Raw genomic sequence first — 20,998 nt, 5'->3', positions numbered from 1 at the left:
CGCCGCACGTCGCTGAGGGTGGTGGGCCATGTGGACCCGCCGCCTTTTTCCATGTGACCGCAGGTCCTGCGCCGGGTTCCTGTCCGGCTGGGCCTTCACCGATCTGTTCCTCCCGGCCCCGCCATTACGCCCAGAGTAGAATCGGCGTCATGACCTCTTCCTCACCCGAGACGCCGGCACCCGACACGCTGGTGCTGATCGACGGGCACGCGCTGGCGTTTCGCTCGTACTTTGCCCTGCCGCCCCTGAGCAACAGCCGGGGCGAGGCGACGCACGCCATCGTGGGTTTTTTGCGTCTGACGCTGCGGCTGGCCCGGCAGCGCTCCAACCAGATCATCGTGGTGTTCGACCCCCCGGTCAAGACCTTCCGCCACGAGCAGTTCGACGGCTACAAATCGGGCCGCGCCGAGATGCCCAGCGACCTGCCCGCCCAGATCAACCGCGTCCGGGAACTCGTGGACGCCATCGGCTTTCCGCGCCTAGAAGAACCCGGATACGAGGCCGACGACGTGATCGCCTCGCTGACGCGCAAGGCCGAGGGCACCGGCATGCAGGTCCGTATTGTGACCAGCGACCGCGACGCCTACCAGCTGCTCGACGACCACGTGCGCGTGATCAGCAACGATTTCCGGCTGATCGGCCCGGACGAGGTGCTGGAGAAGTACGGCGTGACCGTGCGCCAGTGGGTCGACTACCGCGCCCTGACCGGCGACGCCAGCGACAACATTCCCGGTGCCCGGGGCATCGGCCCCAAGACCGCCGCCAAGCTGCTGCAGGAGTACGGCACGCTGGAAAAGGTCTATGAAGCTGCCCACGCGGGCACGCTGGAGCCCAAGGGGACCCGCGAAAAGCTGCTGGCTTCAGAAAAGGACGTGCAGTTCAGCCACGGGCTGTCGTGCATGGTGACCGATCTGCCGCTGGACGTGCAGCTGGGCGGGCAGCGGCTGCCCGGCGATCCGGCGCGGCTGGCCGAGCTGATCGAGGAACTGGAGCTGCACGCCATCGGGCGTGACATCGCGGGCCTGTCGCGGCCCGAGGAAAGCGTGCCCGATCCCTATGTGGAGGCCACCACCGCCGTTCCCCCGGTGCCGAAGGTGCAGCCGCCCCGCAGCGAGGCGTGGCGCGCTCCCAAGAAGGGAAAAGGGGGCGTGGTGTGGGGCTACGTGCTGTCGCGCGAGGACGACCTGACTGCCGCGCTGACCGGGGCCGCGACCTTCGAGCCGACCCGGGACGGCGCGGGCATCGTCCGTGAGGCCCCGGTCCACGAGCCCGAGCAGTGGCAGCAGACGGGGGCGGTGGCCCCCACACCCGGTCTGTTCGACGCCGAGCAGCCGCTGACCAAGAAGGAACAGAAGGCCGCCGAGAAGGCACTCAAGGATGCCCAGAAGGCCGCGGACAAGCTGCGGGCCCAGTTCCCGGCAACCGTGGACGACGCCGAGTTCGCAGGCCAGGAGACGGTGACGGCGGCGGGGGCCAAGGCCCTGGCGGCGCACCTGAGCGTGCGCGGCACGGTGGTGGAACCGGGGGACGACCCGCTGCTGATGGCGTACCTGCTTGATCCCTCCAACATGAATATGGGCATCGTGACCAAGCGGTATCTGGACCTGGCGTGGCCAGACGACGCGCCGGGCCGCGCGGCGATCACCGCCCACCTGCTGGGCGAGTTGCCCGCACAGCTGGACGGGGCCCGCACGAAGCTGTACGAGGACATGGAGCGGCCGCTGGCCGCCGTGCTGACCCGCATGGAGGTGCGCGGCGTGCGGCTGGACGCCGACTACCTGCGCGGGCTGGCCGCCTCCACCACCGCCCGGCTGAACACCCTGGAGGCCGAGATTCACGCACTCGCGGGCCGCGAGTTCTCGATCCGCAGCCCACAGCAGCTCGAGACCGTGCTGTACGACGAACTGGGGCTCGCGAGCGGCAAGAAGACCAAGCTGACCGGCAAGCGCTCCACGGCCGTCAGCGCCTTGGAGCCGCTGCGCGACGAGCATCCGGTGATTCCGCTGCTGCTGGAATACCGCGAGCTGGACAAGCTGCGCGGCACCTACCTCGACCCGCTGCCCAATCTGATCAACCCGCGCACCGGGCGGCTGCACACCACTTTCGCGCAGACGGCGGTGGCCACCGGCCGCCTGAGCAGCCTCAATCCCAACCTGCAGAACATTCCCATCCGCTCGCAGGTGGGCCGCGAGATTCGCAAGGGCTTCATCGCGGATCCGGGCTACTGCCTGATCGCCGCCGACTACTCGCAGATCGAGCTGCGGCTGCTCGCTCACATCTCCGGCGACCCATTGATGCAGCAGGCGTTTCAGGAAGGTGCCGACATCCACCGCCGCACCGCCGCGCAGGTGCTCGGCCTGGACGAGGGCGGCATTACCCCGGACCAGCGCCGCGCCGCCAAGACCGTGAACTTCGGCGTGCTGTACGGCATGAGCGCCCACCGCCTGAGCAACGATCTGGGCATTCCGTACGCGGACGCAGCCTCGTTCATCGAGATCTACTTCAGCACCTATCCGGGCATCCGGGGCTACATTGACCGCACGCTGGACTTCGGGCGCACCCACGGCTACGTGGAAACGCTGTATGGCCGCCGCCGCTACGTGCCCGAACTGACCGCCACCAACCGCAACGTGCGCGAGGCGGGCGAGCGGCTGGCCTACAACATGCCCATCCAGGGTACGGCGTCGGACATCATCAAGCTGGCGATGGTGAAGCTGGACCGGGAGCTCGACGTCCTGGGCGCGCGGCTGCTGCTGCAGGTTCACGACGAACTGCTGATCGAGGCCCCCGAGGACCGCGCCGGGGAGGTGGCCCAGGTCACCCGTGAGCTGATGGAGGGAGCAGCCCAGCTCAGCGTGCCGCTGGCGGTCGAGGCCGGGGTGGGACCGAACTGGTATGACGCGAAGTAGCGGTCGGCGACGGGAAGGGACGTGGGCAGGCCGCGTCCGCTGAACCTTCTGGCCCGCCCGGGCGTACCCCGGGCATGAGGGGTTGACCATGTTTCAGACTTTGAGCGAGTGGGTCTCTGCCACCGCCGTGACGCTCAGCGGGCGCTACGGCGTCAACCCGGTGGTGTTCGGCCTACTGTATTTCGGCAGCATGCCGCTGTTCGCGCTGTCGCTGGCGTGGTGGCTGAGGCGCTGGCGGGGCGGCGGCTCCACCACGCTGCCAGCGCTCACCACAGGACTGCTGTTCGTCGGAGCCTACCTGTATGTGCTGGTTGCCGGGCGCAACCTACCGCTGTGGGTCTACGTGTTCATGGGGGCCATGCTGCTGCTGGGCGCGGTGACGACCTGGCGGCAGGTGCAGGCCAAGCGGGCACCGTCTGATCGTTGACGGCGCCCGCTTTCTGCCCTCCCGCAGCGCCTATCCGCCGAAGAAAGTCTGGATCAGCAGGAAGGCATTCAGGCCGATGATCAGGGCCGTGATGCCCCAGCCCAGCACCTTCATCGGCGTGTTGATCACGAACTCTCCCATCTTGGTCTTGTCGCTGCTGAACATCATCAGGGGCACGACCGCAAACGACAGCTGCAGCGACAGGACGACCTGCGACAGGATCAGCAGTTCCCCGGTGCCGCGCTCGCCGTAGATCAGGATCACGATCACGGTGGGAATGATGGCCAGCAGGCGCGTGACCAGTCGGCGCACCCAGGGCTTCAGGCGAATGTTCACGAAACCTTCCATGACGATCTGACCGGTCAGGGTGCCGGTCAGGGTGCTGTTCTGTCCCGAGGCGAGCAGTGCCACGGCGAACAGGATGCTCGCTGCCCCCACTCCCAGCAGCGGCGAGAGCAGCTTGTAGGCGTCCTGAATCTCGGCGACCTCGGTGCGGCCCACCGCGTGGAAAGCGGCGGCGGCCAGAATCAGAATGGAGGCGTTGATGAAGAAGGCGAAGACCAGTGCGAGGGTCGAGTCGATGGTGGAGAACTTGATGGCTTCCCGCCGCCCTTCCGGGGTGCGGTTGTAGCCGCGCGTGTTGACGATGGCCGAGTGCAGGTACAGGTTGTGAGGCATCACGGTGGCCCCCAGAATGCCGATGCCCACGTACAGCACGCCGGGGTCGAGAATCTGGCGTGACGGCACGAATCCGGCGAGCAGCGGGGCCCACTCGGGTTTGGAAAAGATCAGCTCGAACAGAAAGGCCACCGCAATGGTGGCGATCAGGGTAATGACCAGCGCCTCGATATAGCGGAAGCCGCGTTGCTGCAGCATCAGGATCAGCAGCACGTCCACGACGGTCAGGATCACCCCGATCAGCAGCGGCAGCCCGAACAGCAGGTTCAGCGCAATGGCCGTGCCGATCACCTCGGCCAGGTCTGTGGCGATGATGGCGATCTCCGCCGAGAGCCACAGAAAGATGGCGGCGGGTTTGCGGAAGTGGTCGCGGCAGGCCTGCGCCAGATCGCGCCCGGTGGCGATGCCCAGCCGCGCGGTGAGTGCCTGCAGGTAGATCGCCATCAGCGAGGAGATCAGCACCATGCTCAGCAGCGTGTAGCCGTAGGCGCTGCCCCCCGCGATGGAGGTGGCCCAGTTGCCGGGGTCCATGTAGCCCACTGCCACCAGGGCCCCCGGTCCCAGGAAGGCCAGGAAGCGCCGGAAGGGCGGTTTGTGATACGGCACCGGAATGCGCTCAACGTCGCTCAGGGATTCCTGAAGGTTCTCCTTCCTCCAGCCGTCTCCGGTCATGAACGGCCCCTCAGCGGTAAGGCGGCGGGACGCAGATGTGCGGAGCGGGCCGGGAAGGGGGACAGAGAAACGGCCGTGGCACGTCGGCGCAGAAACATGAGCCACTTTAGGATCGCCTAAAACCAATTGCAAGCAGTCTGGAGCGCGTGCAGGAAACCCTAAGGAAAGGCTCAGGTCAGGCCGTGCGGGCGTGGCGGCGAAGGGAATGCGGTGAAAAGGGCTGCAGTGGGCAGGTCCGCTGCCCAGCACTGGAGGTCGGAGGCCGCCCCTACGCTGGCCCAGGCGCTTCAGACAGGGACGCCGCACAGTTCCGGAAGGAACGGGCGGCGCTGAGAGTGAACGCTGGGAAGACGGTGGCCATTGTGCCGGCCCGAGTCTCTAGACCTTCACGAATTCCTGCACGCCCATCACGAACATCACCGCGCCTCCGACCGGCACCTCGACCGGGTCATTGACCAGGCCCTCGCTCTGCTCGCCCATCGGAACGCTGGGGGCCACCAGGCGGCTGCGGGTGCGGCAGGTCTGCTTGACGAAGCGTTTCAGTTCATCCAGACGTTCGTCGGAGACACCGATCATCAGGGTGGTGTTGCCCTCGCGCAGAAAGCCGCCGGTGCTCGCCAGCTTGGTGACCTCGAAGGCATTCTCCGACAGGGCGCGGACCAGCGCCGTCGCATCGGCATCCTGAATGACTGCGAGTACGAGTTTCATGAACAGGAGCATAGCAAACCGGTTGTGATCGGGCGGTCTGCCGGATGCAGCAGCGGGGCTGCGGGCGGGCTCCAGGAAAGGGGCCTGCAAAAAGGGGCTGCCCCCCACAGTGGAGGGGCAGCCCGCAAGTTCCGCCGTGACTCAGGCGACCTGTTTCTTTTTCCCGGTGGTGGGGGCCGCCTGCTCCTGGCCCAGCGCCTGCGACTCCTTCATGCGGAAGATCACCAGGCTGCCCACGAAGGTGCAGGTGACCATACCGTGCGCGTTCAGCAGGCTCAGGGCGCTCATGACGTCCTCGCGGGTCATGCGCAGCTGCTCGCTCATGTACAGGGCGCTGTCGGCGCGGCCTTCGAGGTAGTCACGCACCTTCTCGGCGTCGGTCGTCAGGGGAGTGGCGGGCACGTCGGCCAGACCGGGGTCGGCCAGACCGTACACGGCGCGGGTGCCGGTTCCCGGCAGGCGGCGCACCCGGCCCTGGTCGAGCAGGCTGGCCAGCGCCGCGCGCAGGTGCGACAGCGCCAGACCGGTGGTCTTGGCCAGTTCGGTCTCGACCCATTCGGGCTTGCTGTCGAGCGCTCCCAGCACGAGTTTCTCGTTGGCGCGGCGGGTTTCTTGCAGATCTTCCAGGGTGGGGGGGTTAAACATGCACCATCCTCCGTTGGGAATTGCGGGGCAGTGGACCGAGGCTCTCAGCGCCTGTCTGCAACTCCTGAGTTGAGTGATTCGGGGGTCAGAAAAAGGCTGACCGGGTATAAGAACCGTAGAGAAGTGCGCCTGGTAGCGCAACTTTCCTATTGTCACATACTTTTTCTCATTTTTGATGAGCAATAGACAGAGGTGTGTTCAGGGTTTGTCCGGACATGGCGGTGATCGGCCTGGCTGTGGCCAGAGACGGAGGTGGAACTCCCGTTCCACTGCTGGCGTACTGTGATTTAGGAGACCTATGACACAATTGCAATCCACTTTTGTCCCTGCCTCTGCACCGTCCTCCCACGCCGGGTCGGTCATGCTCGACATCCAGAATGTCACCAAGACCTACGGCAAGTTCACGGCGCTGCACGACATCCGCCTTAGCGCGCCCGAGGGCGAGGTCTTCGGGCTGCTCGGCCCCAACGGCGCGGGCAAGACCACGCTGCTGCGCATTCTGGCGACCCTGCTGCGGCCCACGTCCGGCGCGGCGCAGGTGGCGGGCTTTGATGTTGTGCGTGATCCTGAGCAGGTGCGCCGCCGCGTCGGCGTGGTCAACGGCGGTATGGGCCTGCCCGCCCGCCTGACAGGCCGCGAGGTGCTGCGGTCCTTTGCGGGGCTGTACGGCATGGACCGCGCGGCCACTGAGGCGCGCATTCACGAACTCGACCAGCGGCTGGACCTGGGCCGCACGTTGGATGTGCGTGCCGGCGAGTACAGCACCGGCATGAAACAGAAGGTGGTCATCGCCCGCGCGGTGATTCATGACCCGGCGGTGCTGATTCTGGACGAGGCGGCCAGCGGTCTGGACATCTTTGCCCGCCGCACGCTGCTGGATTTCGTGCATGCCACCCGTGCGCCGGGCCGGTTGACGCTGTACTCCACCCACGTCATGAGCGAGGCCGAGGAAGTCTGTGACCGCGTGGCCATTCTGCATGAGGGCCGCCTGCTGACGGTGGGGCGCATTCCCGAGATTCTGGAACACACCGGGCAGGACACTCTGGAACGGGCCTTCTTTTCGTTGGTGCGCGGCACGGGCCTGGAGGACGGCCGTGCGGTCTGAACGGCGCACGGGCGCGGGCCTGCGCTGGAACATGGTCCGGCGCATCGCGGGGCGGGATCTGCTGTCCACCCTGCGCGACCGCCGCACGCTGGGGGCCACCATCCTGATGCCGCTGATCCTGATTCCGGCGCTGGCGCTGGGGCTGCCGCTGCTGCTGGGCAGCTTTATCGGCGGCCAGCAGCAGGAGCGCCAGAAGGTGGGGGTGGTGGGCCAGATCCCGGTGGCCCTGCGCACGGCGCTGGAGCGCGATGAGAAGGTGGGCGGGCAGACCGTGCGTGCGGGCGTCACGCTGGTTGCGGTGCAAGACCCCCGTCAGGCGGTGCAGTCGGGCGACGTGGAGGCGGCGGTGCAGGCGGCGGGACCGCTGCCCACCCGTGCGGGGGGCGAGGCAGGCACGCTGCAGGTGTATGCCAAGCTCAGCAGCCTGCGGACCCAGACCGGGGCCTTCAGCAAGGTGCAGGACGTGGTAGAGGGCTACAACCGCAGCCTGACCCTCAGCCGCCTGCAGGGGCTGGGGCTGGGTGAGGACACCCTGCGGCCGGTGCGGGTGCAGCCCATTGACGCCAGCCCCCCGCAGGAGCAGCGCAGCGGACAGCTGGCCTTCCTGATTCCCCTCCTGATGCTGCAATTCATTCTGTCGGGGGGCATGGCGACCGCCGTGGACGCCACCGCCGGGGAAAAGGAGCGCGGCACCCTGGAAAGTCTGCTCGTCTCCCCGGTGCGCCGCTCCGAGGTCGTGGCCGGCAAGCTGCTCGCGACCACCGTCACCGCCCTGACCAGCGCCGCCTTCAGCGTGCTGGGCTTTCTTGTCAGCGGGCTGCTGGCCGCCGGTCTGATCAAGAACCAGAGCGGCGCGGCGGCAGAGTTGACCGGAGTGATGGGCGGGCAGCTCAGCCTGAGCGTGGGCGGCACGTTCGCCCTGCTGGGGCTGGCCGCCAGCGCCGCCCTGATCATCAGCGCCGTGCTGATCGCCATCGGCATCTACGCGCGCAGTTTCAAGGAGGCGCAGACCTACATCGCGCCCCTGAGCATCGTGATCGTGCTGCCGGCCGTGATGCTGCAGTTCGCCGATTTCCTGACGCTGGGGGGCGGCATCTATGCCGTGCCGCTGTTCGGCGCGATGCTCTCCATTCTGGAAATCGTCAAGGGCAGCGCCGGCACCGCGCACATCCTGACCGCCATCCTTTCCAACCTGATCGTGGCCGTTCTGCTGTCGCTGCTCGCCCTACGCTCTTTCGGACGCGAGGAGGTGATCTTCAGAAACTGAGTGCCGGGCGGCGGCCGCCCGAACGCCACCTCTCCTGAATGAAGCTGCCCCTCGCCTGCGCGGGCGGGGGGCTTTGCTTGTTTCCGTCTGCGCCGGTGGGCCGGAGCGGGTGGCTGGAGGGGGCGGTTACGGCCCGCGGGTCTTTAGTTCAAAATCCCACTCGAACGAACGGCCCCACGGCAGCGTGGCGTCCTGCAGCGTGTATTCGTTGCCGATCCGCAGCGGAAAGTAGTTCTGCGCGAGTTGCAGCAACTGGGCCTGACCCTGCGGAGTATCGAGGTCCTTTTCCGGCACATGTTTGCGCAGCAGGGCCCGCACCTCCGAGCTGTAGATGATGTCGTTGGCATACTCGCGGGCAAGCAGGGCGTCCTGGCGCACGGGATCGGCCCCGGACAGGGCCAGCTTGGCGTGGGCCAGGGCGGTGCCCAGGTTGTTGCCAGGAGTGCCCCAGGCGGCCAGGGAGAGCAGATTGGCGTGCTGGCGCAGGGTGGTCAGATCGCTCCACAGCCGCGGGTTGCCCAGGTTCACCTTCTCCACGTCGGCCACCGCCACCGGTCCGCGGCGCAGCAGCGCGCTGATCCGCAGCGCCGCCTGCCGCGAGTCGCCGCCGTTGAACACGTACAGCGTCAGGTCGGCCGGTCCAGCATCCACCACTCCGTACCCGCTGGCCGCCGCGTGGTTGGCTGCGCTCGCGGTGAGGGGGATGCCCTCGTACCGGATGACCGCCTGGGCTGCCGCCGGGTCACTGTATTCCAGCCGCACGGTCTTGGGCTGTGAAGCCAGCGCGCGGGCGGCGAGCATGGACAGCACCTCGTCGGCGCCGGGGTAAACCCGCACGTTCTTCAGGCCGGCAGCGGCGGCCTCGGCGGCGAGCGCTGCGCCCTCGGCCGGGGCGGGGCTGCCCTTCAGGGCGTCGTCCCAGGCGATGTGCAGCTCGGCGAAGACGCCCTGCCGGGCCCAGCCCAGCATGGCCCGTACGACCGTCAGGTTGCGCGGGCGGTCGGTGGCGTCCGGCTCGCGCGGCAGCGTGATGAAGGCGTAGACGGGCCAGCCGGTCCGGGCCTGCCACGCACGCAGCGGTTCCAGCCGGGCCAGCGCCTGGGCGGCCGTCAGCGGGCTGGTGCGCGACTGCACCAGTCCCCCGTAGGCCAGGGCGTCCAGCGAGGCGATCAGCGGGCCGTCTGCAGGTTGGGCGCTGAGCCACGCGGCGAGCAGCGCGGGGTTGGCCTCCTGGGCGGCGGTACCCAGCAGTACGGTGGGCGGCACGTGCGGCGTGCCCCCGCCGAGGCCGGCGATCAGCGCGGGCAACACCCGCGTCGCCGGGCGTGAGTCCAGGGGCAGCAGGATCTGGGCCCCGGCCTGAGCGGCAAGAAGAACGGTCAGGACCGGGGCGAGGCGGGCAGGCAGCATGGCGGTCAGGGTAGCGGGCGGGTATGAGAAGGGGTGGGGAGGGCCGCCCGGTCGGTCCATCCGGACGCCACGCCCCCGCACGCCACCTCCATCTGTAACATCCCCGCCGCCCGGCCCCGGCGTTTGGGGCGTAGCTTGGGGGCCATGAAGTGGACGGATTTATGGAGCCTGGCCTGGCGCGGGCTGACGCGGCGGCGGGTGCGCACCGGCCTGACGGCGCTGGGCATCACGGTGGCGGTGGCGAGCATGGTGATTTTCCTGTCGCTGGGCGAGGGCATCCGCAAGGTGTTCGTGAATGAGCTGGGCGGCATCGGGCCGGATATTCAGGTCAGCCTCAGCGGCTTTACGCAGGGGCTGGCGCCACAGCCCAACCTGCCGCAGAGTGCCGTGCAGGACATTCAGAAGCTGGCCCCGGAACTGGGCATCAATACCATCACTCCGGTGGTCATGACCGTGCGCGGCAGCCTGGACGTGACCCAGAGCGTGGTTCTGTACGGCCTGCCCGCGGCGCAGGGCATCGCCGCGGTGTTTCCCAACTCGTCGGTGGCCCAGGGGCGGGTCTTTACCCCCGCCGATGAGGGGCAGGGCGTGGCTGTGGTGGGGGCCAAGGCCGCGCAGAACCTCAACCTCAAGGCGGGCAGCACCCTGAACCTCAACCGCCGCAACCGGGCCACCGTGGTGGGCGTGCTCGCTCCCGAATCCGGGTTGGTGGACAACTTCATCTTCCTGCCGCTGACCACGCTGCAGCGCGCCGAGGGCGCCGAGAACCGCCTGTCGCTCGTGGCACTCAAGCTCGCCGATCCCCGGCAGGCCCGCACGACGGCCAGCACCCTCTCCGAGCGGCTGAACCTGGAGGCTTCCACCCAGTCGGATTTTCTGAGCTTTGTGGAGCGGGCGCTGCGCATCAGCGACGCCGTGCGTTTCGGTATCTCGCTGATCGCGCTGATCGTGGGTGGGCTGGCGGTGGCGAACACGGTGATGATGGGGGTCTTTGAGCGCACCCGCGAGTTCGGCACGCTGCGGGCCATCGGAGCGCGCCCCTCGTTCGTGCGGGCGCTGGTGCTGACCGAATCGCTGCTGCTGGCGCTGGCGGGCGGCGTGGGCGGGGTGCTGCTGGGACTGGGCGGCATCTGGGCTGTGAACCTGTACACCCAGAACCTAGCCGGCATTGACGCCGCCGCCCTCACGCCGCGCCTGATCGTGCTCGCGCTGGGCATCAGCCTGCTGCTTGGACTGCTCTCGGGCCTGCTGCCGGCCCGCAGCGCCAGCCGACTGAACATCACCGAAGCCCTGGGGAGGATCTGATGACGGTTTCCGTATCCCGGCAGGTGCCGGCCGCCGCCACTGCGAACACGCCGCCGCTGCACGTCGAGCGGCTCTCGCGGGTGTATCCCAGTGGCGACGGGCAGGTGCAGGCGCTGGCCCCCTTCACGCACACCTTTCCGCCGGGCATGACGGCGGTGGTGGGGCCCTCGGGCAGCGGCAAGAGCACCCTGCTGAACCTGCTCGCCGGTTTCGACACGCCGAGCAGCGGTCATGTCTCGGTGGGCGACGTGAACCTGACCACCCTGTCCGAGTCCGCCCGCGCCGATTTCCGGCTGGCGCACTACGGCTTCGTGTTCCAGAACCACAATCTGGTGAGCATTCTCAGCGCCCAGGAGAACGTGGAATTTCCGCTCACGCTTGCGGGCCTGCCGCCGCGCGAACGGCGCGAGCGGGCCCGCGAACTGCTGTCGCTCGTCGGGCTCTCGGGCCGCGCCGGGCACCTGCCCTCCCAGCTCTCGGGCGGCGAGGCGCAGCGGGTCGCCATCGCCCGCGCCCTGGCCCGCGATCCGGGCATCCTGCTCGCCGACGAACCCACCGGCAACCTCGACACCCGCACCGGCGAGAAGGTCCTGGCCCTGCTGTCGGGGGCGGCCGGGGCGGGCCGCCGCGTCGTGCTGATCACCCACGACCGCGAGGTCGCCGCCCGCGCCGACCACCACCTGCGCGTGCGCGACGGCGTGGTCACCGTGGAGGACTGAGGGTCAAGGAGCGGGGCTGTGCCGCGTCGCGCCTAATCCCAGTCCCAGTCTCGCCAGTCGCTGGCCCGTGCCTGGGCCTTTCGGGTGGTGGACGGAGCTTCCGGTGCCGGCTGTCCTGGCGCGGGATACCACGGGTACGCGGCGGCCAGCGCCGTGTCCAGCTGTTCCCGCAGCAGTTCACTCAGTCGGGCTTCCTCGCGGGCGGTGAGCCTGGGGATCTCGCGCCGCAGCCGGTCCAGCGCGGCGTCCAGGCCAGCGAGGTAGGGATCGCGCGCCTTCCTGACCGCGCCCCTGCGCAGCGGCTCCGGGTGGATGCTGGGCGCATACGACTGCGCTGCTGTTTCCAGCAGCAGCGCCCGCTTGGCCTCGCGGACGGCCCGGTTGCGTTCGGCGCGCTCGCGGGCGTCGGCGGCGCGGGCCTGCGCGGCCAGGAAAGTGTCGTCGCGCTCCACCTCCAGCACGCGGGCCTCGGCGTACAGCTTGACCGGCGGCAGGCGGCGGCGGCCCATCTTCAGACCGTTGGGCCGCGTTCCGTCGTGCTCCCCCAGAAAGCGCGTGATCAGGCTGGGGGTCCAGCCGCGGTCCTTGAGGTCCTGGGTGGCCAGAAAGCCCGGCGGGTTGAGGGGCGCGCGTTTTCCCCCGGCCTCGCTGCTCATGCCCGTCTGCGCATTACTGCGGCGCCGTCCATTCGCGGCGCAGCAGGTCCAGCCGCACGCTGTCGTGGCGCTCTCCGGCCACCAGCCGGGCCTCGCGGACGCGCCCGGCCTCATGAAAGCCGATCCGCTGCGCGGCGCGGATCATGCGCTCATTGCCGCCCCAGGTGGTAAAGGTCAGGACGTGGGCGTCGGTCTCGTTCAGGGTGGCCTCCACCCACAGTTCCAGCGCCCGCGTGCCGAGGCCGAGGTTCCAGTGACGGGGATCGTAGATCAGGATGCCCAGGTCCCACCACCCGCCGCCCGCCGGATCCTCCTCGCTGCGGTTGACCATCCCCACGCACTCGCCGTTCAGGTCGATGACCCGCTCGTCGGGCCGGGGGGGCGTGCGGTCAAGCCGGTCCACGTAGGCGCTGAGGGACGCGGTGGTCGTCGCGGCATGAAAGTACGGCGCGTCCCACCGGCGCCACTCGGCCTCCGGATCGGCCAGCCAGCGCCGCAGCACCGGCAGGTCACGCGGACGTCGTCCGCGCAGGGTCACGCCGGACGGGGAGGTCGGGGCAGTCATGCGGGCATCATTCCAGACGGAACGCCGTCCGGGTGAAACTCAGGCTCCAGTGTTCAGGCCGTGCGGGGCGTTACCCGGCTCCCAAACGCCACCACCGCCACAGCGGCGGCCCCAGCACGGCCGCCCCGACCACCAGCGCGCCGATGGCCGCGAGCAGCACCGCTCCGGCGGCGGCGTCCTTGGCGATCTTCGCCAGCGGGTGGAGTTCAGGACTGCTCAGGTCCACCACGGCCTCCAGCGCACTGTTGATCAGTTCCAGGCTCAGCACCAGCGCGCACGCCAGGGCAACCGGGGCGATGGGCGCACGCAGCCCCCACGCGGCGCCCAGGGCCAGCACGCCCGCCCAGACCTCGATGCGGAAATTGGCCTGCGAGCGGTAGACGTGCCGGATGCCCGCCCACGCAAACCCCGCCGAGCGCCACCAGCGCCGTGGGTTCAGGGCCGAGCCGCCGGAGCGCACGCGGCCTCAGGTTCCGGCAGGCAGGGCGGCCTCAGCGGCCTGCCAGGCTGCGTGGAACACGTTCCACTCGGGGCCGGTGGCGCCTTCCTCGTAGCCCAGGCCCTCGGCGTGCGGATGGTCGTGGCCCACCAGATGGGTCAGGCCGTGGCTCGCGAGCAGCGTCACCTCGCGCGTCAGGCTGTGGCCGCGTGCGGCGGCCTGACGCGCCGCCGTGTCCAGACTGATCACGATGTCGCCCAGATGCGGCGGCATGAAAGGATCGCCCGGTTCCCAGGTGGGAAAGCTCAGCACGTCGGTGGCGGCGTCCTCGTCCCAGTGCTCCAGCTTGAGCCGGCGAATGGTCCGGTCCCCCACGAGCACCACCGTGACCTCGCGGTCCTGCACACCAAAATGTTCCATCGCCGCGTTCAGGCCCGCACGCAGCGCCGGGCGCAGGCCGGGAGGCGGGGTCTTGCGGGCCAGCAGATCAATCACGCGCCCCAGGGTAGTGCAGATCCGGGCGGGATGGGACGTCCACCGTCCCCGGATCTGCACCGGGCCAATAGCGCAGGGTCCAACGAAGGCAGAATCTAGTGTAACGCAGAACCCAATAAACGCAGGGCCGGCGTGGTGGTCACGCGCGGCCCTGCCGGGTCCGGGGAAGGGGGGGTCTGGCTCAGACCGAACGCTGCGGGTCGCCTTCCGCCTCGGGAATGCTCGCGAACTCGCCGCGGCGCGCGGCGCGCTTGTCTTCCTCGGCGTCCTCGGCGATCTCGTAGGCCTTGATGATGCGGCCCACCAGAGGATGGCGCACCACGTCCACCTCGGTGAACTCGTGCCACGCGATGCCCTCGATGCGGCTGAGCACCCGCTTGGCAACCGCGAGCCCGCTGGTGATGTGGCGCGGCAGGTCAATCTGGGTCACGTCCCCGGTCACGACCACCTTGCTCGAAAAGCCCATGCGGGTCAGGAACATCTTCATCTGCTCGCCGGTGGTGTTCTGGGCCTCGTCGAGGATGATAAAGGCGTCGTTCAGCGTACGGCCACGCATAAAGGCCAGCGGCGCAATCTCGATGACTCCGCTCGTGAGATACGACTCGAACTTGTCCTGGTCGAGCATGTCCTGCAGGGCGTCGTACAGCGGGCGCAGGTAGGGGTCAATCTTGGCCTGCAGATCGCCGGGCAGGAAGCCCAGCTTCTCGCCGGCCTCGACCGCCGGGCGGGTCAGGATGATGCGCTTGACCGTCCTGGACCTCAGCGCCTGCACGGCCATCGCCACGGCCATGTAGGTCTTGCCGGTTCCGGCGGGGCCGACCCCGAAGGTGATGTCGCTGCCCGAGATCTTGTCCAGGTACAGCTTCTGGCCCGGGGTCTTGGGCTTCAGGCCGCGCGGCAGGCTCAGGCCGCTGACCGCCGTTTCCGCGGCCAGGCTGCGGCCCTCGCCACTCATGCGCGCCGAACGCAGCAGGCTCTCGGGGGTCAGCTCGCCGCCGCTGCGCACCACGTCCAGCGCGTCGCGCACCATGCGCTCGCCCTGGCGCACGTCGGCTTCCTCCCCGCTGATGGTGATGGTCTCGCCGCGCGCCACCAGCCGCGCACGGGTGAGTTCCCGCATGCGGCGCAGGTTGGCGTCTCCGGCTCCCAGCAGTGCCAGGGCCTCGCGCTGGTCCTGCAGGGTCACGGTGGCGGAGGCGGCCCCGGTTTCGGGCTGGGCGGACAGCTTCTGGTCAGTCAACTTGGCTCCTGTGGGTCTGGGCCGCGCTCCGCGTTGGCGGCGGCGCGGCGCACCCTCTCCCGACGGCGCTCGGTAGGTGGGTGAAGGAAGGATGGGGTCATTCGGATGGCTTCATTGTCGGCAGTCAAGGACGGGAGTGGCGTGGCCTGCGGCACATTCTGCGCCCTTCCCGGCGGGAGATGAGGAAACGGCTTAACCCTGCGCGGGTCGGTGCACGCAAACCGGTGGGGGCAGACCGCTAAACTGTGGGCGTGAGCCTGCCGGACCGCCCCAGCTTCTGTGCTGTTCAGCATGCCTTTCTGTTCGCCGACCCGGCGGCGCATTCGCGTTCGCCCGAGATGCACCGGGCGGCTTTCGCCCATGCCGGCATCTCCGGCGAGTACACCGCACGCCGCGTGCCGCCGGCCGAACTGCCCGCTGCCGTCGTCGGGCTGCGCCAGCCGGGGGTGCTGGGGGCCAACCTCAGCCTGCCGCACAAGACGGCGGCGCTGTCCTTGCTCGACGACCTGACTCCGGCGGCGCGGGCCATCGGGGCGGTGAACACCGTGATCCACCGCGGCGGCCGCCTGACCGGCGACAACACGGACGCGCCCGGCCTGCTCGCGGCCCTGGCCGACGTGGACGCTCCCACGGGGGGGCTGAGCGTGGTGCTGGGCGCGGGCGGCGCGGCGCGGGCGGCGGTATATGCCCTGGTCTCGGCGGGCCACACCGTCATGATCGTCAACCGCACCCACGCCCGCGCGCAGGCGCTCGCCGCCGAACTCGGCGGGCGGGCCGCGTGGCCCGAGACCGTGCCGTGGTCCGCCGTGACCCTGCTCGTCAATGCGAGCAGTGCGGGGCTGGACGCGCCCGACGAGTCGCCCCTCTCGCCCTTTGTGCCGCTGGAGGCCCGCGCTGTGGTGTACGACATGGTGTACCGCCCCGCCGAGACCCGGCTGATGCGCGAGGCCCGCGCCGCGGGACTGCGGGCCGAGAACGGGCTGGGCATGCTCGCCCACCAGGCTCGGCTGGCCTTCCGGGCCTGGACCGGCGCCGACGTGCCGGTGGGGGTCTTTCTGGGGGCGCTGGCGGGCGGGAGGATGCCGCAGCCCGAAGGCGGGGCGTGAGCCTCTCACCCCCGCCCGCCTCCCGCCGCGCGCCGCTGATGGTGATGGCGCTGATCCTGCTGCTCTCGACGGCGGCGGCGCTGGTGATCTCCGGCTTCGTGCGTGCCCAGCAGCAAAACCGCTTTGAGCGTGAGATCCAGGCCTACTCGCTGGCCCTGCGTGACCGCCTGAACGATTACGACCGCCTGTTGCGCACGGCGCGCGCCACCTGGCTGGTCCATCCGGACCTGCTGAACGAGGCCGTCTTTGCCCGGTTCGTGGACGCGACGGATCTGGCGCGGCGCTACCCCGGGGTGCAGGCGCTGGGTTTCGGTCCCTGGGTGCCCGACGGCGACACCACAGCACTGGTGCAGCGTCTGCGGCGCAGCGTTCAGTCCGACTACACCGTCAGGGCAGGCGAGGCGCCGCAACGCGCGCGGGTGCCGATCTCGGTGATCGCGCCGGCCAGCCCGAGCAACCTGGAGGCACTGGGCTTCGACCTGTACAGCGAGCCGCTGCGCCGCGCCGCCCTGGACCGGGCCCGGCGACAGGACGACGTGCAGGCGACCGCCCGCATCACGCTGGTGCAGCGTGACGAGAGGGGTCACCTCCTGACCGGCTTCCTGCTGATGCTGCCGGTGTGGGAGAGCGGGCGGGCCATCGGGCCCTCCGGTCCGCAGGGATTCATTTACATGGCGGTGCGCGCCGATCAGTTTCTCAAGAGCCTGGATCAGCCGCTGCTGCCGGGCCTGGGAGTACGGGCCTCGCTGGGGGGCGAGTTGCTGTCTGCGCAGTCGGTCCCCGAGAATGTGGCCTTCCGAGACCGGATAGCCCTGACGCTGGCCGGACAGCCGTGGACGCTGGAGTACAGCGCGGACCGGCAGTTCGGCCAGGACGCCGCCGCCGCCGTGCCGATGCTGACCATGCTCGCGGGGCTGCTGATCGCGGGCCTGGCCTACCTGCTCGTGCAGTCGCAGGTCAGCGCGCGCGGCCGCGCCGAGGCGCTGAATGTCTCGCTGGGTCAGGCCCGGTTGCGCCAGGAGCAGGCCCGCGCCGAGTTCGAGGCGATCTTCCAGTCCATGCAGGACGCCGCCATCTTTACCGATGTGCGGGGGCGGGTGCGGCTGGTGAACCGCGCCCTGACCCGGCAGTTCGGGTTCTCGGCCGACGAGCTGATCGGGGAGCCGCTCTCGAGCCTGCACACGGACGACCGGCTGAGTGACCAGACCACCATCACGGCCCTGACCACTCCGTACCGGCGGCGCAACGGCAGCACCTTCCTGGGTGAGGCGCAGCGCAGCGAGGTTCAGGATGGCAGCGGCGAGCAGCTGGGCTCCTTGGAAGTGGTGCGCGACGTGACTGCGCAGATTGCCGCGCAGCGCGCCCTGCAGGCCGGCGAGCGGCGGTACCGGGGCGTGCTGGACGCCATTCCGCACATCCTGCAGGTCAGCGATCGGCAGGGCCGGGTCACCTACGTCAATGCCCAGCATCAGGCCCTGCTGGGCCACGACGAGCTGGCGGCGCGGCTGTGGCCCGAGGACCTGCCGGTCTTTGACCGCATGTGGCGCGAGGCCCGTGTGCGGGGCGGCGAGGCGCTGGGGGGTGCGCACGCCGAACTCCGGCTGACGGTGGACGAGGGAGTCTGGCGCTGGTTCATGCTGCGCGTGGCTCCGCGCCTGGACGAGAACGGCGCAGTCCGCGAATGGGTGACCAGCGCCACCGACATCCACGACCGCCGGCTCGCCGAGCAGCTGGCGCAGCGCAGCGAGGAACGCTACCGCAGCGTGCTGGAAAGCCTTCCGCAGATCGTATGGCTCACCGATCCGCAGGGCACGCCGTTCTATTTCAACCGCCGCTGGGACGAGTATGTCGGCTCCCAGCGGGCCGCCGCCGGCTTTCTGGGTCAGCTGCACCCGGACGACCGCGCGGCCTACCAGCAGCGCTGGGCGGCGGCCATTCGTTCGGCGCGGCCCTTCGAGGCCGAACACCGCCTGCTCTCGGCGCAGGGCACCTACCGCAGCTTCGTGACGCGCGGCCTGCCGGTGCTGGACGCTGCGGGGCAGGTCATCGAGTGGGTGGGCACCAGCACCGATGTGGACGACTCGGTATACGAGGAAAACGCCGCGCGCCTGCTGGCCGACGTGTCGCAGGACCTGGGCACCCGCGGCCCCGGCGGCCAGCCGCTCCGGACGGCGCTGGGCCGGCTGACCGCCCGTTTTGTGGACAGCGCCGCCGTTTGGTCGGTCACGGGGACGCCCGAGCCGGCCGGGGAAGTGGCGGCGGCCCCCCAGGTGCAACTGCTGACGACCTCCTCGCTGCATCCGGCGTGGAAGACCGAACACATGCGCGCCTTTCTGGACGGCGCGGTGGATCAGGTGGTCACCAGCGAGGACCCGCTGTTCCTGCCGTCGCACCCACTGCTGCACGGGGTGCGTGCCACGGGCGCACTGTTCTACCCGCTGCTGGACCGCTCGGGACGGCTGTGCGGCGTGCTGGGCCTGTTTTACCGTCAGGCCATGACCGCCCGCGATCAGGACCTGGCCCACGAACTCGCCAGGCGTTTTGCCACCGCGCTGGAGGCCGACGCCCTGCAGGTGCAGGTGTTGCGGGCCCAGCACGACCTGCAGGCGCTCAACCAGTCACTGGAGGAACGGGTGCAGCGCCGCACCGAGGAACTGGAGGGCGCCAACCGGGAGCTGGAAGCCTTCAGCTACAGCGTGTCGCACGATCTGCGCACGCCGCTGCGGCACATCGTGGGCTTCGGGGACCTGCTGGGCAAGGAACTCGGGGAGGGCCTGAGCAGCAAGGGACAGCGTTACCTGGGCATCATCACCGACTCAGCCAGCCGCATGAGCCAGCTGATCGACGACCTGCTGGACTTCTCGCGCATGGGCCGTCAGGAAATGCGCCGCGAACTGGTGGACCTGCGGACGCTGCTGCGAACAAGCTGGACCTCGCTGGAACCCGACCGACAGGGCCGGCAGATCCACCTGACCCTGCCCGACCACCTGCCGACGGTGCGCGGCGACTCTGCGCTGCTGGGTCTGGCATTCACCAACCTGCTGAGCAACGCCGTGAAATACACCCGCATGCGGGAGCGCGGCGAGATCACGGTCAGTGCGGAGACGGATGCCAATGAGGTCACGATCACGGTTCGTGACAACGGCGTGGGTTTTGACCCCAGATACGTGGATAAACTGTTCGGTGTGTTTCAACGCCTCCACCGCGCCGATGAGTTTGAGGGCATTGGCATCGGCCTCGCCAATGTCCGCCGTATCGTCACCCGCCATGGCGGCCGGGTGCGCGCCGACGCCCGGCCCGACGAGGGCGCGTCCTTTACCGTGACGCTGCCCCTGAACGGCCACCCCTCCGGCCCACAGTCCCAGTCCAGTGCGGCCCCGGCAGGACAGCCATGACCGATCCACTCGGAACCGTGTCCTCGCACGCCCTGCCCGTTCCGGTCCACGACTACCGCATTCCCGAGGCCGGCGAGGCCCTGAACGTACTGCACCTTGAAGACAGCGAACTGGACCACGAACTGGTGCTGATGCACCTGGACGGGGAACTGCCGTGGCCGCTCAAGGTCCGGCGGGTCGAGGATGAGGCGGGCTTCCTGCAGGCCATTGAGGAAGAAACCCCGCATCTGATCCTCAGCGACTACGCGCTGCCCAGCTACGACGGCATGAGCGCCTACCGCGCCGCGCACGAGCGGCTGCCGCTGGTGCCCTTCATCATCGTGACCGGCGCCATGGGCGAGGAGGTCGCCGTCGACACGCTGCGCCAGGGCGTGACCGACTACATCCTTAAGCAGCGCCTGGAGCGGTTGGCCCCCACCATGCGCCGCGCCATCGCGGAGGTCGAGGCCCGCGCCAGCCGCGAACGTGCCGAGCAGGAGGTGCGCGGCCTCAACCGCGATCTGCAGGCCCGCCTGATCGAGGTCGAGCGTCTGCGCAACACCGCCGAGCGGCAAAGCCAGCGCCTGGAAGTCCAGGCCAAGCAGCTCGAGGAAGCGCTGAACATGCAAAAGACCTTCCTGGCCGAGACCAGCCACGAGCTGCGCACGCCGCTGACCGCGCTGCATGGCTACCTGCGCCGCGCCGAGCGTGAGGCGGGCGGCTCACAGACGCTGCAGGACGCCCAGCGCGTCGCCGAGAACATGACCCGGCTGGTCAACGACCTGCTGCAGCTGTCGCGCGGCGAGCTGACCCAGGGCATCGAAATGCACTTTATGAACCTGGGGCAGGTGCTCTCGCAGCTGGGCCGCGACTATGGCGTGCGGGTGCCGCAGGAGGCCATCGAGATCGTGGGCGATCCGGGGCGGCTGGGGCAGGTGTTCGTTAATCTGGTGGCCAACGCCATCCGGGTCAGCGGCTCGCCGGATCTGGTGCATCTGGAAACGGAGCTGCGGCCCGGCGAGGTCGAGGTGCGGGTGATTGACCGTGGCCCCGGCGTGCCCGACGAGATCAAGCCGCGCATCTTCGACAAGTTCTACCGCGGCAAGGAGGCAGGCTCGGCGGGGCTGGGGCTCACCATTGCCCAGCAGGTCGTGACCACCCACGGAGGCAGCATTGACGTGGTGGACACCCCCGGCGGCGGCGCGACCTTCCGCGTGAGGTTGCCGCTGCCCGACGAGGAGGACGACGGCGAGATCTAAGGCGGCGTCTGGGGGTACC

The 20,998-nt window shown here is 69.3% G+C and carries 18 protein-coding genes; 9 read left to right on the top strand and 9 right to left on the bottom strand.

What is annotated here, in order from left to right; all coding sequences use genetic code 11:
- Positions 1–149 precede the first annotated feature (149 nt).
- Together polA and IEY21_RS03115 are read left to right on the top strand one after the other, a co-directional pair.
- Positions 150–2,909 (top strand): DNA polymerase I, encoded by a 2,760-nt coding sequence (polA, locus tag IEY21_RS03120; RefSeq protein ID WP_188901243.1) that lies wholly within the window; start codon positions 150–152, stop codon positions 2,907–2,909.
- A gap of 88 nt (positions 2,910–2,997) precedes the next feature.
- Entirely contained in the window at positions 2,998–3,336 is a 339-nt protein-coding gene (locus IEY21_RS03115) for a hypothetical protein (RefSeq protein ID WP_188901240.1), read from the top strand.
- A gap of 30 nt (positions 3,337–3,366) precedes the next feature.
- Here the strand turns inward: IEY21_RS03115 and IEY21_RS03110 are convergent, their stop codons facing one another.
- From IEY21_RS03110 to IEY21_RS03100, 3 genes are all read right to left on the bottom strand, one after another.
- On the bottom strand, positions 3,367–4,686 hold the full coding sequence (locus IEY21_RS03110; protein WP_188901238.1) for an Nramp family divalent metal transporter: 1,320 nt from the start codon (positions 4,684–4,686) through the stop codon (positions 3,367–3,369).
- Between the two features lie 378 nt (positions 4,687–5,064).
- Positions 5,065–5,394, bottom strand: a complete 330-nt coding sequence (locus IEY21_RS03105; protein WP_188901236.1) for a cyclic-di-AMP receptor — start codon at positions 5,392–5,394, stop codon at positions 5,065–5,067.
- A gap of 141 nt (positions 5,395–5,535) precedes the next feature.
- Entirely contained in the window at positions 5,536–6,039 is a 504-nt protein-coding gene (locus IEY21_RS03100) for a transcription initiation factor IIE subunit alpha family protein (RefSeq protein WP_188901234.1), read from the bottom strand.
- 361 nt (positions 6,040–6,400) lie between these two features.
- Here IEY21_RS03100 and IEY21_RS03095 point away from each other — a divergent pair, with 361 nt between their 5' ends.
- Positions 6,401–7,144 carry an ABC transporter ATP-binding protein gene (locus IEY21_RS03095; RefSeq protein WP_188901413.1) on the top strand — a complete coding sequence of 248 codons (744 nt, stop codon included), beginning with the start codon at positions 6,401–6,403 and terminating at the stop codon, positions 7,142–7,144.
- Positions 7,145–7,175: 31 nt separating this feature from the next.
- Complete coding sequence (locus IEY21_RS03090; protein ID WP_188901411.1) at positions 7,176–8,411, top strand: ABC transporter permease; 1,236 nt, start codon at positions 7,176–7,178, stop codon at positions 8,409–8,411.
- Positions 8,412–8,537: 126 nt separating this feature from the next.
- On the opposite strand, the gene IEY21_RS03085 is transcribed toward IEY21_RS03090, so the two are convergent.
- Positions 8,538–9,821 carry a DUF4127 family protein gene (locus tag IEY21_RS03085; protein ID WP_188901232.1) on the bottom strand — a complete coding sequence of 428 codons (1,284 nt, stop codon included), beginning with the start codon at positions 9,819–9,821 and terminating at the stop codon, positions 8,538–8,540.
- Between the two features lie 144 nt (positions 9,822–9,965).
- Here IEY21_RS03085 and IEY21_RS03080 point away from each other — a divergent pair, with 144 nt between their 5' ends.
- Both IEY21_RS03080 and IEY21_RS03075 read left to right on the top strand, forming a co-directional pair.
- A complete protein-coding gene (locus tag IEY21_RS03080) occupies positions 9,966–11,126 on the top strand; it encodes an ABC transporter permease (RefSeq protein ID WP_188901230.1) in 1,161 nt (386 codons plus the stop codon).
- Positions 11,126–11,845, top strand: coding sequence for an ABC transporter ATP-binding protein (locus IEY21_RS03075; RefSeq protein WP_188901228.1), 720 nt, complete (start codon positions 11,126–11,128; stop codon positions 11,843–11,845). Before IEY21_RS03080 ends, IEY21_RS03075 begins: the two co-directional genes overlap by 1 nt.
- Positions 11,846–11,877: 32 nt before the next feature.
- Here IEY21_RS03075 and IEY21_RS03070 read toward each other — a convergent pair whose 3' ends face one another.
- From IEY21_RS03070 to IEY21_RS03050, 5 genes are all read right to left on the bottom strand, one after another.
- The gene (locus IEY21_RS03070; RefSeq protein ID WP_188901226.1) at positions 11,878–12,501 is read right to left on the bottom strand and encodes a hypothetical protein; all 624 of its coding nucleotides are present in this window, start codon (positions 12,499–12,501) and stop codon (positions 11,878–11,880) included.
- A 13-nt stretch (positions 12,502–12,514) separates the two neighbouring features.
- Positions 12,515–13,066 (bottom strand): GNAT family N-acetyltransferase, encoded by a 552-nt coding sequence (locus tag IEY21_RS03065; protein ID WP_188901224.1) that lies wholly within the window; start codon positions 13,064–13,066, stop codon positions 12,515–12,517.
- A 70-nt stretch (positions 13,067–13,136) separates the two neighbouring features.
- The gene (locus IEY21_RS03060; RefSeq protein ID WP_188901222.1) at positions 13,137–13,526 is read right to left on the bottom strand and encodes a diacylglycerol kinase; all 390 of its coding nucleotides are present in this window, start codon (positions 13,524–13,526) and stop codon (positions 13,137–13,139) included.
- 6 nt (positions 13,527–13,532) lie between these two features.
- Positions 13,533–14,000: an rRNA maturation RNase YbeY gene (gene ybeY / locus IEY21_RS03055; RefSeq protein ID WP_188901220.1), complete on the bottom strand. Its 468-nt coding sequence runs from the start codon at positions 13,998–14,000 to the stop codon at positions 13,533–13,535.
- Between the two features lie 181 nt (positions 14,001–14,181).
- Positions 14,182–15,240 (bottom strand): PhoH family protein, encoded by a 1,059-nt coding sequence (locus IEY21_RS03050; RefSeq protein ID WP_188901218.1) that lies wholly within the window; start codon positions 15,238–15,240, stop codon positions 14,182–14,184.
- 251 nt (positions 15,241–15,491) lie between these two features.
- On the opposite strand from IEY21_RS03050, the gene aroE reads away from it, so the two are divergent.
- The 3 genes from aroE to IEY21_RS03035 are packed head-to-tail and all read left to right on the top strand — an operon-like array spanning position 15,492 to position 20,979.
- Positions 15,492–16,346 carry a shikimate dehydrogenase gene (gene aroE / locus IEY21_RS03045; RefSeq protein ID WP_229752828.1) on the top strand — a complete coding sequence of 285 codons (855 nt, stop codon included), beginning with the start codon at positions 15,492–15,494 and terminating at the stop codon, positions 16,344–16,346.
- Entirely contained in the window at positions 16,343–19,741 is a 3,399-nt protein-coding gene (locus tag IEY21_RS03040) for a PAS domain S-box protein (protein ID WP_229752827.1), read from the top strand. Before aroE ends, IEY21_RS03040 begins: the two co-directional genes overlap by 4 nt.
- The gene (locus IEY21_RS03035) at positions 19,738–20,979 is read left to right on the top strand and encodes a hybrid sensor histidine kinase/response regulator (protein WP_188901216.1); all 1,242 of its coding nucleotides are present in this window, start codon (positions 19,738–19,740) and stop codon (positions 20,977–20,979) included. Before IEY21_RS03040 ends, IEY21_RS03035 begins: the two co-directional genes overlap by 4 nt.
- Positions 20,980–20,998: the final 19 nt, after the last annotated feature.

Origin of the sequence: Deinococcus aerophilus, from assembly GCF_014647075.1 — a bacterium.
GTDB lineage: Bacteria > Deinococcota > Deinococci > Deinococcales > Deinococcaceae > Deinococcus > Deinococcus aerophilus.
The sequence above is the reverse complement of the archived record's forward strand: the minus strand, read 5'-3'. Positions and strand labels throughout refer to the sequence as shown.

Excerpts from the sequence above, each read along its gene's own strand:
- polA (WP_188901243.1), top strand. The coding sequence starts at position 150 with ATGACCTCTTCCTCACCCGAGACGCCGGCACCCGACACGCTGGTGCTG.
- IEY21_RS03115 (WP_188901240.1), top strand. The coding sequence starts at position 2,998 with ATGTTTCAGACTTTGAGCGAGTGGGTCTCTGCCACCGCCGTGACGCTC.
- IEY21_RS03110 (WP_188901238.1), bottom strand. The coding sequence starts at position 4,686 with ATGACCGGAGACGGCTGGAGGAAGGAGAACCTTCAGGAATCCCTGAGC.
- IEY21_RS03105 (WP_188901236.1), bottom strand. The coding sequence starts at position 5,394 with ATGAAACTCGTACTCGCAGTCATTCAGGATGCCGATGCGACGGCGCTG.
- IEY21_RS03100 (WP_188901234.1), bottom strand. The coding sequence starts at position 6,039 with ATGTTTAACCCCCCCACCCTGGAAGATCTGCAAGAAACCCGCCGCGCC.
- IEY21_RS03095 (WP_188901413.1), top strand. The coding sequence starts at position 6,401 with ATGCTCGACATCCAGAATGTCACCAAGACCTACGGCAAGTTCACGGCG.
- IEY21_RS03090 (WP_188901411.1), top strand. The coding sequence starts at position 7,176 with ATGGTCCGGCGCATCGCGGGGCGGGATCTGCTGTCCACCCTGCGCGAC.
- IEY21_RS03085 (WP_188901232.1), bottom strand. The coding sequence starts at position 9,821 with ATGCTGCCTGCCCGCCTCGCCCCGGTCCTGACCGTTCTTCTTGCCGCT.
- IEY21_RS03080 (WP_188901230.1), top strand. The coding sequence starts at position 9,966 with ATGAAGTGGACGGATTTATGGAGCCTGGCCTGGCGCGGGCTGACGCGG.
- IEY21_RS03075 (WP_188901228.1), top strand. The coding sequence starts at position 11,126 with ATGACGGTTTCCGTATCCCGGCAGGTGCCGGCCGCCGCCACTGCGAAC.
- IEY21_RS03070 (WP_188901226.1), bottom strand. The coding sequence starts at position 12,501 with ATGAGCAGCGAGGCCGGGGGAAAACGCGCGCCCCTCAACCCGCCGGGC.
- IEY21_RS03065 (WP_188901224.1), bottom strand. The coding sequence starts at position 13,066 with ATGACTGCCCCGACCTCCCCGTCCGGCGTGACCCTGCGCGGACGACGT.
- IEY21_RS03035 (WP_188901216.1), top strand. The coding sequence starts at position 19,738 with ATGACCGATCCACTCGGAACCGTGTCCTCGCACGCCCTGCCCGTTCCG.